This is a genomic window from Alcaligenes sp. WGS1538, assembly GCF_043187505.1.
Taxonomy (GTDB): Bacteria; Pseudomonadota; Gammaproteobacteria; order Burkholderiales; family Burkholderiaceae_B; genus Alcaligenes.
The window spans coordinates 411657-426127 of the sequence record NZ_CP171109.1; the positions used below are offsets into that span (position 1 = coordinate 411657).

General features: G+C 64.5%; 10 protein-coding genes. 7 read left to right on the forward strand and 3 right to left on the reverse strand.

What is annotated here, in order from left to right:
• Positions 1-71 precede the first annotated feature (71 nt).
• The 6 genes from ACF3ND_RS01850 (at position 72) to ACF3ND_RS01875 (ending at position 10855) form a co-directional block, all read left to right on the forward strand.
• Complete coding sequence (locus ACF3ND_RS01850) at positions 72-6167, forward strand: YadA-like family protein (RefSeq protein WP_394063704.1); 6096 nt, start codon at positions 72-74, stop codon at positions 6165-6167.
• Between the two features lie 115 nt (positions 6168-6282).
• Positions 6283-7065, forward strand: a complete 783-nt coding sequence (locus ACF3ND_RS01855; protein WP_394063706.1) for an OmpA family protein — start codon at positions 6283-6285, stop codon at positions 7063-7065.
• Positions 7066-7067: 2 nt separating this feature from the next.
• Positions 7068-7631: a hypothetical protein gene (locus ACF3ND_RS01860; RefSeq protein ID WP_394063708.1), complete on the forward strand. Its 564-nt coding sequence runs from the start codon at positions 7068-7070 to the stop codon at positions 7629-7631.
• A gap of 49 nt (positions 7632-7680) precedes the next feature.
• On the forward strand, positions 7681-8475 hold the full coding sequence (locus ACF3ND_RS01865) for a winged helix-turn-helix domain-containing protein (protein WP_394063710.1): 795 nt from the start codon (positions 7681-7683) through the stop codon (positions 8473-8475).
• A gap of 536 nt (positions 8476-9011) precedes the next feature.
• Positions 9012-10709: a sodium:solute symporter family protein gene (locus ACF3ND_RS01870; RefSeq protein ID WP_394063712.1), complete on the forward strand. Its 1698-nt coding sequence runs from the start codon at positions 9012-9014 to the stop codon at positions 10707-10709.
• A 23-nt stretch (positions 10710-10732) separates the two neighbouring features.
• On the forward strand, positions 10733-10855 hold the full coding sequence (locus tag ACF3ND_RS01875; RefSeq protein WP_394063714.1) for a putative transporter small subunit: 123 nt from the start codon (positions 10733-10735) through the stop codon (positions 10853-10855).
• A 63-nt stretch (positions 10856-10918) separates the two neighbouring features.
• Here ACF3ND_RS01875 and ACF3ND_RS01880 read toward each other — a convergent pair whose 3' ends face one another.
• Positions 10919-11563, reverse strand: coding sequence for a threonine--tRNA ligase (locus tag ACF3ND_RS01880; RefSeq protein ID WP_394063716.1), 645 nt, complete (start codon positions 11561-11563; stop codon positions 10919-10921).
• Between the two features lie 91 nt (positions 11564-11654).
• Here ACF3ND_RS01880 and ACF3ND_RS01885 point away from each other — a divergent pair, with 91 nt between their 5' ends.
• The gene (locus ACF3ND_RS01885; protein WP_394063717.1) at positions 11655-12584 is read left to right on the forward strand and encodes a LysR substrate-binding domain-containing protein; all 930 of its coding nucleotides are present in this window, start codon (positions 11655-11657) and stop codon (positions 12582-12584) included.
• On the opposite strand, the gene ACF3ND_RS01890 is transcribed toward ACF3ND_RS01885, so the two are convergent.
• Positions 12581-13105, reverse strand: coding sequence for a carboxymuconolactone decarboxylase family protein (locus ACF3ND_RS01890; RefSeq protein WP_394063719.1), 525 nt, complete (start codon positions 13103-13105; stop codon positions 12581-12583). The two genes, ACF3ND_RS01885 and ACF3ND_RS01890, sit on opposite strands and share 4 nt — an antisense overlap.
• A gap of 11 nt (positions 13106-13116) precedes the next feature.
• Positions 13117-14463 (reverse strand): aspartate aminotransferase family protein, encoded by a 1347-nt coding sequence (locus tag ACF3ND_RS01895; protein ID WP_394063721.1) that lies wholly within the window; start codon positions 14461-14463, stop codon positions 13117-13119.
• Positions 14464-14471: the final 8 nt, after the last annotated feature.

Genomic DNA, 14471 nt, shown 5'->3' on the forward strand with positions numbered 1-14471 from the left:
ACGCGCGGCCGCGCGGAGGGGAGGCGGGGAGGGAGGGCGCACCGCTAATTTCCTTTTTAGGCGTAGAGATCATGAACAAAATCTATAAGTCGATTTGGAGTGAGCAGACCGGTACGTTTGTTGCCGTGGCTGAGAACACCAAAGCCCGTGGCAAGCGCAGCACCGGGACGACGATGGGGATGGATGCGGCTTTCGGGCCGACTCAGGGATTGAGCTGGAAGCTGGGCGCCGTCATGCTGGCGCTGCTGAGCGCGGGGCTGCTGGCGCGTCCGGCCGCTGCTCAGGCGGCGGACGGCTGGGACTTGAGCGTGGACAATGGCGCTGCCTTCCATGTGGCGCCCGGCGGCGCCTTCGCGCTGAACTCGGGCAGCAATATTGCGCTGACACAGAACAACGGCGAAGTGACCGTTGCATTGAACCCCAACCTGGCGGTCGATTCAATGACGGCTACGGGCGCCATCAAGGGCGCGACGGGGGAATTCACCGGTCAGCTCAGCGCCGGCTCGGCGGTGGTGCAGGGCAACCTGCAGGCTGACTCCGCCACCGTAGCCAATCAACTGACCGCAGGCAGCGCCATCATCAACGGCGCCGTGCAGGCACATCAATTGAATGCCAGCGGCGTGACTACCGGGACCTTGACGGCCACCGGCACCAGCAGCCTGCGCGCCGTCAACGTGAACAACAACAAGATATCGGGGCTGGCGGACGGCGTGGTCAGCGCCACCAGCACGGAAGCGATTTCCGGCAAAGTGCTATACAACGCTTTGAATTCGGGCAATGGCATGAAGTACTTCCATGCCAATTCCACCAAGGCGGATTCGACGGCGGGCGGCACGGATGCGATCGCCATCGGGCCCCAGGCCTCGGCTGCGGGTGAAGCCGCATTGGCAGCCGGCCTGCAGGCGAATGCCGGCGCCAAGCGGTCGGTTTCACTGGGAGCCGAGGCTATGGTGGATGCAGCCGCAGAGTCTGCCGTTGCCGTCGGTGATGGCACGGTGATCGGGGAAAAGGCCAAAGCGGGCATCAGTATCGGCAAAATGGCCAATGTGCAAGGTGAAAGCGGTATTGCCTTGGGCCAGAACGCAGCCATTGAGTCCGAGTTTGCCAAGAACGCAGTGGCAGTCGGCACTGGAGCTAAGGTTACAGGTGACCTTAGCAGCGATGCGCTGGCGCTGGGCACCGGCGCCACGGCGGGTCACTCCGCCACGATTGCCGTGGGCAAGGACGCGCAGGCCAGTTCAGCCGGCGCGGTGGGCATCGGCGCCGGCGCCCGGGCCTCGGCTGGCAACGCTCTAGCCATGGGCATGAACGCAGCGGCCGATACCATAGACAGTATTTCGCTTGGCAATGGAGCAGGACAAGGTACGCTCAGCTCTCCGGGGGACGACCGCACGTCCCACATTTCCATCGGCACCCGCGCAGGCCGGAACGTGAAAGGCAACCAGGACATTGCGGTGGGTTTTGAGAGCGGTAATGACGTCGAGGGCGATAACAACGTTGCCGTTGGCAACCATGCCGGCACCAGCCTGAAAGGCGATTACAACACGGCGCTGGGGCATCAGGCCAATGAGAATGCAGGCCAGATTGAACATGCGACAGCGCTGGGCGCCAAGACTCGAGCCGGAACGAATTCGGTTGCCGTGGGGTACGGAGCATCGGCAATCCAGGACGCCTCTGTGGCGATCGGTGTCAATGCCAAGGCCTTGGAGGGCGGCGGAATCGCGCTGGGCAGCGAGGCGCAGGCCGAGGGCGACAGCATTGCCTTGGGCCAGATGTCGAAGGCGGAGCGACCCGCGGCAACGGCGACTGGTTATCTGACCGGAAGTGCAGCACCTAATTCGGTGCTGTCCTTGGGCTATAGCAATGCCGCGGGTGAGTTGACCCGGCGCATTACCCATGTGGCGGATGGTTCTGCAGCCACCGATGCGGTGAACGTGCGGCAATTGCAGGCTGCCCAGAACGATGTGGGCAGCATCCTGGGCGGCGGAGTCCACGTGGGTGAAAACGGCAAGCTGGTCGGTCCTGAAGCGGGCAAAGGCCCTATCAAGATCGGCGACAACTACTACAACTCCATCAATGAGGCCCTGTCGCAGATCACGACCCCTGGCGGGACATTGGGTCCGATCGACCCCGACGTGGTGCGATTTGAGCCGAATACGAATCGTGGGAAGATCACATTGGAGCAAGGGACCGGGACGGTCATCAGCAATGTGGCAGCCCCTGTCGACGCCATGGACGCAGCCAACAAGCGCTACGTCGATACGGAGATCGCGAACAAGAAAACCCATTACGTCGCTATCAATTCCTCCGACGCGTCCAATCGTGAAAATACCGGCGCCTCCGGCCTGGAGGCCATGGCCATCGGCCCACAGGCGCGTGCCACCGGAGATCAAAGCATCGCCATGGGCTACCAGGCATCGACTAATAAGACGGGCGGCGTAGCGATCGGCCACTTGACCCAATCTTTAGGCGAGAAGGGCGTTGTCGTAGGCATTGATAGTGAAGTCTATGGCGAGGGCGGCATTGCCATCGGTCGCGATGGCATCAGCAAAGGCATCGACTCGATCGTAATCGGCACTAACGCACAGGCTGATCCCAAGAACACGAGTGCCACAGTAAATTATGCCGTGGTGCTTGGCAGCTCTGCCGAGGTGACGGCCGACGATGGCATTGCAATCGGGCACGAAGCGTCGACTTCTGGCGTACGCGGTACCGCACAAGGGTTCAAGGCGCATGCGAAAGCGGCGGACTCCGTCGCCTTGGGTTCGAATACATCCGCTAGCGCTGCTGGATCCGTGGCAACTGGTTCCGGTGCGCAAGCGTATGGCGTGAACAGCATGGCCATGGGTGTAGGTGCCGTTGCGGGCAAAGCCCAGCCCAATCCTGAAGATGCGCTGGTTAACGAGGACATGCTGGCTTTGGGTTCGCGTGCCTCCTCGCAGGCAAAAGGCTCGGTTGCCCTGGGTTCGGATTCCAAGACTCAGTCCAGCTATGGGCAGTCTAAGGCCCGCTATTCTGGCGTGGAGCACGATGACTCCAAGCATGGTGTCATCTCGGTCGGGGACCATGGCGGCGAAAATGGTGCGAACAGCATCCAGCGTCGCATCACGAACGTGGCCGGCGGCATGGCCGATACGGATGCCGTCAACGTCCGACAGCTTCGCGCCGTGCGTGACACGCCCTGGACTTTCACGGGCAATTCGGGATCGACGCAACAGACGATGGACTCGTCTGTCGCCATCGTCGGCGGCAATACGACCTCTACCACTAGCAACCAGAACGTCAAGACCGTGGTGACCTCAGGTACCAAGAGGACGAATGCGAACGGAGACGTCGTCTATGAAGGCGGCAAGATCGAAATCCAGTTCGCCGAGACGCCGCACTTCAAGGGCGCCGACATGGGCGGCCAGAAGATCACCAATGTGGCCGACGGCACGGTCTCCTCCACCAGCAAGGACGCTGTCAACGGCTCCCAGTTGTACCAGGTGGAGAACAAGCCCATCACCTTCCAGGGCAATACGGGCTCGACTCCGCGCAAGCTGGGTGAAACCCAGGTGATCAAGGGTACGCTGGCGTCCAGCGCGGCCGCCAATACCAGCAATATCCGCACCAGTGTGAACAGTGCGGGCGAGATGGAGATCCTGCTGGCCAACAACCTGACCGCGGACAGCCTGACCATCAACAACGGCGGTCCGGTGATCAATGGCGGCGGCATCAATATGGGCGGCAAGCAGATCACCAATCTGGCCGACGGCACCCAGAACAATCATGCGGTCAACCTGGGCCAGCTGAACACCAGCATCACGAACCTGGATACCACGCTGACGGCCAAGGGCATGAACTTTGGCGCGGACGGCGGCACGGACGTGCATCGCGACCTGGGTCAGAAGCTGCTGGTCAAGGGCGACAGCAACATCACCACGACAGCCGATGGCGCCGATACGCTGACCGTGGCGCTGAACAAGAACCTGACGGCTGACAGCCTGACCATCAACAACGGCGGTCCGGTGATCAACGGCGGCGGCATCAATATGGGCGGCAAGCAGATCACCAACCTGGCCGACGGCACGCAGAACGACCATGCGGTCAATCTGGGCCAGTTGAAGGATGTGGAAGCGACGGCCAATGCAGGCTGGAACCTGGGCACCAACGGGGACCCGGCTGCAAAGGTCGCCCCCGGCGGCAAGGTGGACCTGTCCAGCTCGGACGGCAACATCGTGCTGACGCAGACCGGCACGGACGTGAACCTGACGCTGTCCAAGGACCTGGCACTGACCAATGTGACGGTCCAGGGCAACACCACGGTCAATAATCTGACGGCGACCGGCGTGACCAAGCTGGGCGATCACTTCACGGTGAACCAGGGCGGCGATGTTCATTACGACGGCCCCATCACCGAGAACACGCACATCGTGAACAAGGAGTACGTGGACAACAGCTCGCAGGCCGTGATCGACAACAATCCGCTGACCTTCAAGGGTTCGGATGGCTCGACGACCGAGCGCAAGCTGGGCGAGACGCTGGAAGTGGTGGGCAGCAACGGCAACATCACGACCGAGGCCAAGGACGGCAAGCTGACCATCGCGCTGAACGATGATCTGAAGGTCGAGAACGTGACGGTCAACCAGAACCTGACCGTGAACGGCGACACCATCCTGAACAACTTGACGACGACCGGCGTGACCAGGCTGGGCGATCACTTCACGGTGAACCAGGGCGGCGATGTTCATTACGACGGCCCCATCACCGAGAACACGCACATCGTGAACAAGGAGTACGTGGACAACAGCTCGCAGAACGTCATCAACAACAATCCGCTGACCTTCAAGGGATCGGACGGTTCGACGACAGATCGCAAGCTGGGCGAAACCCTGGTCGTGGAAGGCAGCAACAGCAACATCGCCACCCATGCCCAGGACGGCAAGCTGACCATCGCGCTGAACGATGATCTGGACCTGAACAGCGTCAAGACCGGCAACACCACCATGAACAAGGATGGGGTGGTTGTTCTGGACGAGGACGGCAAGCCTTCCATCGTGATGAACAACAAGGGCTTCAGCGTGGGCGACAACGTGGCGCTGACCAGCAATGGCTTGAAGGCCTTCGATGTGGTGATCAACCAGCAGGGCATCAATGCCGGCGGGCACAAGATCACCAACGTGGCGGCCGGTACGGCCGATACGGATGCGGTGAACGTGAGCCAGCTCAAGCAGGTGGAGCAGAACCTGACCGACCGCGCCGTCAAGTACGACTTGAACAGCGACGGCACCGTCAACAAGGGCAAGGTCTCCATGGAGGGCGACAAGTCCACCGATGGCGGCCGCACCGGCGGCACCGGCATCACCAATGTGGCGCGCGGCGATATCTCCTCCAACAGCACGGATGCGGTCAACGGCAGCCAGATCTCCGACATGGGCGACAGCATCGCTCAGGGCATGGGCGGCGGCTCCAGGTTCGAGGACGGCAAGCTGGTGACGGAGTTGAACGTGGGCGGCAACACCTACCACAACGTCAACGACGCTCTGGGCGGCCTGGACAACAAGATCGACAACATCGGCCAGGTGGCCAGCGCAGGCTGGAACATCCGGACCAATGGCGATGTGGCCGACAAGGTGGCTCCGGGCTCGACCGTCCAGTTCCTGAACGGCGACAACATCGAGATCACCCGGTCGGGCCTGGATGTGAAGGTGGCGCTGGCGCAGGACATCAAGGTCAACAGCGTGGTGGCCAAATCGGTGACCACGAACGAGCTGAAGATCGAGAACGGTCCGACCATCAACCAGAACGGCATCGACATGCACGACAAGACCATCAGCAACGTTGCGGACGGCAAGGCGCCTCAGGACGCCGTGAACGTACGCCAGCTGGGTCAGGCCACGGCCAACATCCAGGGGCAGATCAACCACCTGGACGGCCGCATCAACAAGGTCGAGAACCGGGCCAATGCGGGCATTGCGGCCGCGCTGGCAACGGCCGGCCTGCCGCAGGCCTACATGCCGGGCAAGAGCATGTTCTCGGTGGCCGGCGGCGCCTGGAACGGCGAGAGCGGCTACGCCATGGGCCTGTCCACGGTGTCCGACAACGGCAGCTGGGTGCTCAAGGGCACGGTCGCCGGCTCGTCCCGCGGCGACTACGGCGGCTCGGTAGGCGTGGGCTACCAGTGGTAAGACTGTGAATGGCAGGGTCGCGTCGCTTCGGCGCGCGACCCGTTCGCCGGGCCCGGCCCGGTTTCGCAAGTCCGGAACGATGGCCGCCCGGCCCGTCCGGAACGGAGAAGAAAGAATGCACAAGACACTGAAGAACGTTGGCAAAGGCGCGCTGGCGCTGGCCGCCTCGATGATGCTGGCCGCATGCGGCAACTTGAGCCGCGTGGACGACAAGGGCGCCACGCAGGAGCCCGTGTGGCCAAACCCGCAGCATGCGACCTTCAAGAACGGGTCCTATCCCAACCTGGACAACCTGCGCATGGTGGACCGCGGCATGACCAAGGACCAGCTGTACAACCTGCTGGGCCGGCCGCATTTCAGCGAAGGCCTGGTCGGCGTGCGCGAATGGGACTACTGGTTCCACTTCCGCACTCCCCAGGGCGATGTCAGCTGCCAGTACAAGGTCCTGTTCGATTCGGACAAGCGCGCCCAGAGCTTCCTGTGGAAGGATCCGGCTTGTGCGGACCTGCTCAAGACCGGCCAGGCGGCGCCCGCGCAGCGCGACTTCAGCCTGGGCGCGGACGTGCTGTTCGGCTTCGACAGCGCCCAGCTCTCGCCCGCAGGCCGCCAGGAGGTGGCGCGCATCGCCGCCGAGCTGCGGGAGCAGCCTTACAACAGCGTGCAGGTGGTGGGGCATACCGACCGCCTGGGCGCCCAGGCCTACAACCAGCGTCTGTCCGAGCAGCGCGCCCAGGCCGTGGCCAATGAGCTGCGCGCGCAGGGGATCGACGGCACGCGCATGACGGTGACGGGCGCCGGCGAATCGCAACCGCTGGTCAATTGCACCCAGACGCAGCGCGGCGAGCTGCTGGCCTGCCTCAAGCCCAACCGGCGCGTCGACATTTCGGCACGGAGCTGATCATGCGCGCCGGGTTCGCCATGCTGCGCCTGCTGGGCCTTCTGTTCCTGGCGGCGCTGGCCGGCTGCCAGACGACGGGGCCGCAGGCTTCGCTGGGCGGCGCGGACTTGACGCCGCCCGCGCTCCAGGCGCCTCGCGAGGTGGAGTCCGAGGACGGCACGCGCAGCTTTCTGGCGTCCCAGACGCCGGTGCCGGCGCGCGCGCCGCAGGTGGACTTTTTCGTGGGCATGCCCCAGCCGACCCAGGGACTGGTGCAGGTGGACGGCCCGGCCGGCCCCCTGTGGCTGTACCCCCAGGTCATCGTGCAGCGCACGGACCTGACCCGGGTGGCGACCGTGCGCACGGCGCAAGGCCGGCATCTGGTGCAGTTCGATCTCAACGCCCTGGGCGCCCGCAAGCTGGCCGAGGTCAGCGCGAGCAATGTCGGCGCCTTGCTGATCCTGGTCATGGACGACAAGGTGGCGCATGTGGCGCGCATCGGGGGGCCCATGAACCAGGGCAGCATCTACCTGGCCGTGCCGGACGACGCTGCTGCCCAGCAACTGTTGCGGCGCATACAAGGCTGAAGAACGACATTGAATAAAGCGCCGGCCGGGAGCAGCAAGGAATGAGACCATGACGATGGAGCAGGTGTTTCTGTTGTACGACGACGAAGCGATGTTGCAGACGATCGCTTCCGAGTCTGAACAGTGGGGGGTACGCATACAGGCCTTCGGGTCCATGGATGAATGTCTGGCCGTGGCGCGCACCGACTCTACGGACGTGGTCTGCGCCCTGCGCTTCCAGTCCGACAGCGTGTTTCTGTACGTCAACCGCCTGCGGGCCGATTTTCCGGCCGCAGGCGTGATCATTCTGCGCGCCGAGAGCGTGGCCGGCCTGGAGCGCGGCCATTTGCTGCTGGTGGGCGCCGACGCCTGCTTCGATGCGGGCGCCCTGCCGGTGGAAGTGGTGGCGGGCGTGCAGGCCTTGCGTCGCCGCGGCCGCGCCTTCAGGCAAAGCCTGCAGACGGGCGGCGCGGCCAGAGCGGGCGTGTCGGCTCCGGCCGCCCTGGGCGCGGGACAGGCCGTGCTGTCGCAGGAATGGGAGCTGCGCGAGAACGGCTGGCGTCTGTTCACGCCCCTGGGCCATTCGGTCATGCTGACGCGCGGCGAACGGCGCATCATGCAGATGTTGTTCGCCTATTGCCCTGATACGGTCGAGCGCGACCGCCTGTTTCCGTCCGAGACCGGGCGCGAGACCACGGCCCGATCGGTGGACGTGCTCATCAGCCGGCTCAAGCGCAAGCTGACGTCCTTCGGGGAGGAGCTGCCCATACGCTCGGTGCGCGGCGAGGGTTACGCCTTCGTCGGCAAGGTACAGCCGGCCAGCCAGGAGCAGGCGCGCGCCTGCCTGGAGGAAGACTCTTTCTGAATGCATTCACCAGCAATGATTTGATGCTTATATCAATGCTTAAAAAGCATGAACTAGACCATTAAATTTTAAATCTGTATACTTCATGTCTCTGGCCATTCAGGCCAGCATCCGGAACAGGCCGTATTTCCGCTTGCCAGGCAAGCCGGAAGCCCGGCCGGTCCATCAACAGGCTGCTGCACAGCAGCCCGGCTTCACAGGCCGAAACACCCCACCCGACCCTCCCGGTCGCGGAACAATCAGCCGGACGCCCCCGGGCTCCGGCCAGCAACAGAGCGGCATGACTCTGGCCATTCTCCAGTCTGTAAGGCCTGCAGGCTTGCCGTGATGTAAGGCACCTTGCGGTGTGTCTTGCTCATCGCCTTGCTTTTTCACGAGAAAAGCATGGGCGCTCGTGTGCGCGCGTCATTTTCGGCTTCGGGTGTGTCGGTCCACATGGGATCAGTGCCGCCCAGCGCGCTCAGGCGGAATCGGCACGCATGCGTGTCCGTCTGCCTTCGCGGCGGCCGGCGCGCAGAAGAGGAAGGAAAAAAGACATGCAAGAGGCGGAGTTTTTTCAACTCTCGACGACCACGGCCTTGCTGCTGCTGGTCGGTTTCTACGGCGCGACGTTCCTGATGTCGCTGCTGATCGGTCAAAAGAAAGAAAACGTGGACGGCTACATGGTGTCCAACAGCGCCGTGGGCTTCGGCCTGTCGGCCGCGAGCATGATCGCCACCTGGATCTGGGCGGCCTCGTTCTATGCCAGCGCGACCTCGGGCTTCAAGTACGGCCTGTCGGGGCCGCTGCACTACGGCTTCTGGGGCGCCCTGATGATCCTGTTCATCTACCCCTTCGGGCGGCGCTTTCGCAAGCTGGCGCCGCAGGCCCACACGCTGGCCGAAGTGGTGCATGCCCGCCACGGCGCCTCCAGCCAGATGATCATGGCCGTCTCCAATATCGTGGGAAGCTGCATCAGCCTGATGGTCAACTTCACGGCGGCCGGCGCGCTGGTGTCCGTGCTCAGCCCCCTGTCCTTCATCCAGGGCGTGCTGATCGCCGGGCTGGGCGTGCTGTCCTACACGCTGTGGTCGGGCTTCAGGGCGTCGGTCATGACGGACTTCGCCCAGCTGGTGGCCATGATCCTGTCGGCCGTGGTGATCATCCCGCTGATCTTCTACAACGCCGGCGGCACCGAGATGCTGCAGACCAATATGTGGCGCCTGGATGCGGAGCAGGCCGACTTCTATTCCACCAAGGCCATCCTGGAGCAGGGCGCGCCGTACTTCGTCGCGGTGCTGGCCTACGCCATCGGCAACCAGACCATCGCCCAGCGCCTGTTCGCGGTGCGCGAGGACCTGATCAAGTCCACGTTCCTGACCGCCACCGTGGGCTACGGCGCGGTGGTGATCGGCCTGGGCATGCTGGGCCTGCTGGCCCTGTTCGCCGGCCTGCAGCCGGCCGACGGCAACATGAACAACATCATTCCGCAGATGGCCTCCACGTATCTGCCGCCCTTCGGCATCGCGCTGTTCTTCATCCTGGTGGTGGGCTCCCTGTCTTCCACGGCGGACTCGGACCTGGCGGCTCTTTCGGCCATCATGATGACCGACGTCTACGCCAAGAACGTGGCGCGCGGCCGCCCCAACCCCCAGCGCATGCTCTGGTGGGGCCGCGCCACCATGATCGTGGCGACCATGGTGGGCGTGATCTTCGCCAGCCTGCGCCTGGACATCCTGGTGATGCTGGTATTCGTGGGCGCACTCTGGGGCGCCATCGTGTTCCCCGTGATCGCCAGCTTCTACTGGGACCGCGTGACCAACAAGGCCTTTACCTGGTCCGTGCTCAGCGCCGTGGCGCTGTTCACCATCGTGCGCTTCGAACTGGTGCCCATCCAGGGCGCAGTGGCCGTGTTCTACGAGATCTGCGCGTCCATTGGCGGCGGCGTGGTGATAGGGCTGATGGCCTTCGCCTTTTTCCGCAGCAGGATCGCCATCGCGCTGGGCGTGATTGCCACCCTGATCATGCTGCCTAATTTCGTAGGCGCGCTGCGCGAGTACATCGTGCTGACCGGCTCCCTGACCGCCTATGGCGTAAGCGCCGTGGTCTGCGTGGCCCTGAGCCTGCGCAGCCAGGAGCGTTTCGATTTCTCGGTGCTGGCCGAGCGCGTCACTTCCTTCCATTACGAAGAAGCGCGCATGCTGGGCAAGGAAGCGCCCGGACAGCAGGGCGAGCCCGCATCGGCGCGCGCCTGAACCCCTATTGCAAGGAGAACATCATGTGGTTGACCCTGTACATCCTGGTCTGGCCGACGATCTCGGCCGTGATCCTGCTGATCCTGGTCGCGAACCTGGCGCGTGATTTGATCGAGGCCCGCAAGAGCGGCAAGTCCATGATCTGATTGCGCTCTGGCGTACCCGGTACGCCCGCAAGCCCCGGCCGCAAGGCCGGGGTTTTTTATGGCTCAGGCGTCTGAGGCGAGGTCATAGCGGATAGTCAGAGTGTCTTTCTTGAACTGGACGCTCACGATCTGGAGCCCGTCCAGCTCGCCAGTCCCCCGCACGTGGGTGCCGGCGCACGGGAAGTCGCCCAGGTCCTGGATGCGGACAGTGCGCCGGCCGTCCTCTCGCAGGATCGCCTGGACAGGCAAGTTGCGCAAGATGGCGGCGGCGCACGCGCCTTGCAGCCAGTCCGGATCGGGCAGGTGGTCGGCCCCGGGGCCGGCAAGGACGACTTTGCACTCTCCAGGCCAGTGGTGTGCTTTGATGGGGCGCCAGCCGGCGCGGGCCAGGATATGCCCGATCAAGTGCCCGGCGGTATGCAGGCGGGCGTGTCGCTCCCGTCGGGGGGCGTCGACCCGCATCGTGGCTGGCCCTGGCGGCAGGGGCTCGGCCACTAGATGGATGACATGGCCGTGTTCATCCTGCATCACGTGCAGGACAGGGGCGTCATTGAGGTAACCGCCGTCGCTGGGCTGGCCTCCTCCCTGCGGATGGAACAGCGTCTGATCCAGCCGGATCGCATAGCGATCGTCTCCGGCAGGCCGGCAATCGAGAACGATGGCCTGGCCCTGCAGGTCATGACTGTTCAGATACAGTTTGCGTGTCATGGGTTTTTGCGTCTGATGGTGTGTCCATCCTCATTGTAGAAGCCGGTGCTTGCCGTGATAATTACCTGTCCAGGACAATAATTTGTTCCCCATGAGCACAAATAATCTGAGCTCGCTGATGAGCGACATGGCGGTATTCGTCAAAGTGGTGGAGACGGGCAGCTTCTCGGAGGCTTCGCGCCAGCTCGGATCCACGCCCTCGGCGGTGAGCCGGGCCGTGGCCCGCCTGGAGAAGAGGTTGGGGACGCGCGTGCTGCAACGAACCACGCGCAAGCTGCGCCTGAGCGACAGCGGCCAGGTCGTCTACGGCCATGCGCGCGACATGCTGGCCTGCGCCTACGCCGTTCTGGAAGTGTCAGGCCAATTCCACGACGAGGCGCAAGGCCAGATCCGCCTGAGCGTGCCCAAGGCCGTGGGGCGTTTTTTGATCCATCCGCACATTCCGGCTTTTCTGGAAGCCCATCCCAAGGTGGACGTCCTCATGCGGCTGGACGATCGTCATGCGGACCTGATCGACGATCAGCTCGACCTGGCCATCCGCATCACCGATCAGCCTCCGCCGGGCCTGATGGGACGCCGCTTGACGGACATCACCCATAGTCTGTTCGCCAGTCCCGGCTATCTGGAGCGCAGGGGCGCGCCCGCGCATCCGCAGCAGCTGTGCGAGCACGATTGCATTTATCTGGGAGAGGAGCCGGGCGATGCGCGCTGGCGGTTCAGCAAGGCGGGCCGCGCCGTCAGCGTGACCGTGCGCGGCCGTTACGCCGCCAATCATACGGGCGTGCGGCTGGACGCGGTCGAGCGCGGTTTGGGCATAGGCAGTCTGCCTTGCTTCGTGGCCGGGGCCGCCCTGCGGGAGGGGCGCATCGTGCAGGTCCTGCCGGACTGGGGTTTCCGCACCAATTATTGCGGGGCGGCCTGGGCGCTGTATCCGCCTACGCGGCACCTGCCGCCCAAGCTGCGGCTCTTCGTGGAATTCCTGGCCCGCCGCCTGTCGGCCGCGGGGGCCGATCCACCTTAACGCGCGTCGTGGGAGTGGATCTGCAGGGCCTCCAGAAAGCGCGAGACCATGTTGTAGGTCGCGATGGTCGCCGTCAGCTCCACAGTCAGGCGTTCGTCGAAATGGCGGCGCACTTCCTGGAAGACGGGGTCTTCGACCTGCACGTTGCGCGTCATGGCGTCGGTGTAGGCCAGCACGGCGCGCTGGGCCGCGCTGAACAGGTCCGAATCCTCCCAGTGGGGCAGGGCGTCCAGCTGCGCCTGGCTCATGCCTTCCTTCAGGGCGATGGGGGCGTGCTGGTCGGCCTCGTAGGGCGCGCGGTTCAGGATGGCGACGCGCATGATGACCAGCTCGCGCAGATCGCCGGGCAGCGAATTGTGGTGACGGATGCCGGTCAGGTGCGTGAGCCAGCCGCGCGCGATGGGCGGGCTGTGCAGCAGCATCTGGTACAGATGCAGCACGCTGCCGCGCTCGGCGATGATCTGTTCCACCAGGGCGGCGGCATCGGGGGCGGCAAGATTGGCGTAAGGCAGGCGGGCCATGGTTCTCCTCGTCAAAAGCCGGCGTTGGGTGCCTGGCGGGGCAGCACGGTCTCGATGGTTTGCGTCAGCAATTGCACGATGCGGCTGATGTCCTCGGGCGTGCAGATGAAGGGCGGGGCGAGCAAAATATGGTCGCCGTGCACGCCGTCTATGGTGCCGCCCATGGGGTAGATCATCAGGCCGTTCTCGAAGGCCTGCTTCTTCAGCTTCGCGTGCGTCTTCAGGGCGGGGTCCAGCACTTGCTTGCCGGCCTTGTCCTGCACCAGTTCGATGCCCACGAACAAGCCTCGTCCGCGGATGTCGCCCACGTTGGGGTGGCTGTCCAGGGCGGCATGCAGCTCGGCGCGCAATTGCTCGCCGCGGGCGCGCACATTGGCCAGCAGATCGTCCTGCTCGATGGCGCGCTGCACCGCCAGCGCGCCCGCGCAGGCGGTGGCGTGGCCCATGTAGGTGTGGCCGTGCTGGAAGAAGCCCGAGCCGTCCAGGATGGCCTGGTAGATGCGGTCGCTGGCGATCATGGCGCCGATGGGCTGGTAGCCCGCGCCCAGGCCCTTGGCGATGGCCAGTATGTCGGGCGTCACGCCATCTTCTTCGCAGGCGAACAGATGGCCGGTGCGGCCCATGCCGGACATCACCTCGTCCAGGATCAGCAGCACGCCGTGGCGATCGCATACCGCGCGGATTTTACGCAGGTAGTCGCCTACGGGCGCCAGGGCGCCGGCCGTGGCGCCCACGACCGTCTCGGCCACGAAGGCCGCCACGTTCTGCGGTCCCAGCTCCCGGATGGTCTCGTCCAGCTCCTGCGCCAGGCGGTCGGCGTACTGCTCGGCGCTTTCATCGGCGCGCTGGTCGCGGTAGGGGTAGCAGGGCGACACATGGTGCGCCTGCGCCAGCAGGGGCAGGAAGGGCTGGCGCCGCCATTCATTGCCGCCTATGGCCAGGGCGCCCAGGGTGTTGCCGTGGTAGCTCTGGCGGCGGGCGATGAAGATGCGGCGTTCGGGCTGGCCGGTCTCCACGAAGTACTGGCGCGCCAGCTTCAGGCTGGCTTCCACGGCTTCGGAGCCCCCGGACAGGAAATAGACGTGGTTCAGGTCGCCGGGGGCGCGCTCGGCCAGGAAATCGGCCAGGTCCTCGGCGGCCTGGCTGGTGAAGAAGGAGGTGTGCGCGTAGGCGATCTCGTCCAGTTGCCGCTTGATGGCCTGGATGACGGCCGGATGGCTATGGCCCAGGCAGGAGACGGCGGCGCCGCCGCTGGCGTCGATGTAGCGCTTGCCGTCGCGGTCTACGATGGCGATGCCGTCGCCTTTGACGGCAGAGGGCAGCGTCTGCCTGGGGTTGCGATGGAACACATGAGTCATGGCGCGGA

Coding starts and splice junctions, on each gene's coding strand:
- ACF3ND_RS01850 (WP_394063704.1), top strand. CDS start 72: ATGAACAAAATCTATAAGTCGATTTGGAGTGAGCAGACCGGTACGTTT.
- ACF3ND_RS01855 (WP_394063706.1), top strand. CDS start 6,283: ATGCACAAGACACTGAAGAACGTTGGCAAAGGCGCGCTGGCGCTGGCC.
- ACF3ND_RS01860 (WP_394063708.1), top strand. CDS start 7,068: ATGCGCGCCGGGTTCGCCATGCTGCGCCTGCTGGGCCTTCTGTTCCTG.
- ACF3ND_RS01865 (WP_394063710.1), top strand. CDS start 7,681: ATGACGATGGAGCAGGTGTTTCTGTTGTACGACGACGAAGCGATGTTG.
- ACF3ND_RS01870 (WP_394063712.1), top strand. CDS start 9,012: ATGCAAGAGGCGGAGTTTTTTCAACTCTCGACGACCACGGCCTTGCTG.
- ACF3ND_RS01875 (WP_394063714.1), top strand. CDS start 10,733: ATGTGGTTGACCCTGTACATCCTGGTCTGGCCGACGATCTCGGCCGTG.
- ACF3ND_RS01880 (WP_394063716.1), bottom strand. CDS start 11,563: ATGACACGCAAACTGTATCTGAACAGTCATGACCTGCAGGGCCAGGCC.
- ACF3ND_RS01885 (WP_394063717.1), top strand. CDS start 11,655: ATGAGCACAAATAATCTGAGCTCGCTGATGAGCGACATGGCGGTATTC.
- ACF3ND_RS01890 (WP_394063719.1), bottom strand. CDS start 13,105: ATGGCCCGCCTGCCTTACGCCAATCTTGCCGCCCCCGATGCCGCCGCC.
- ACF3ND_RS01895 (WP_394063721.1), bottom strand. CDS start 14,463: ATGACTCATGTGTTCCATCGCAACCCCAGGCAGACGCTGCCCTCTGCC.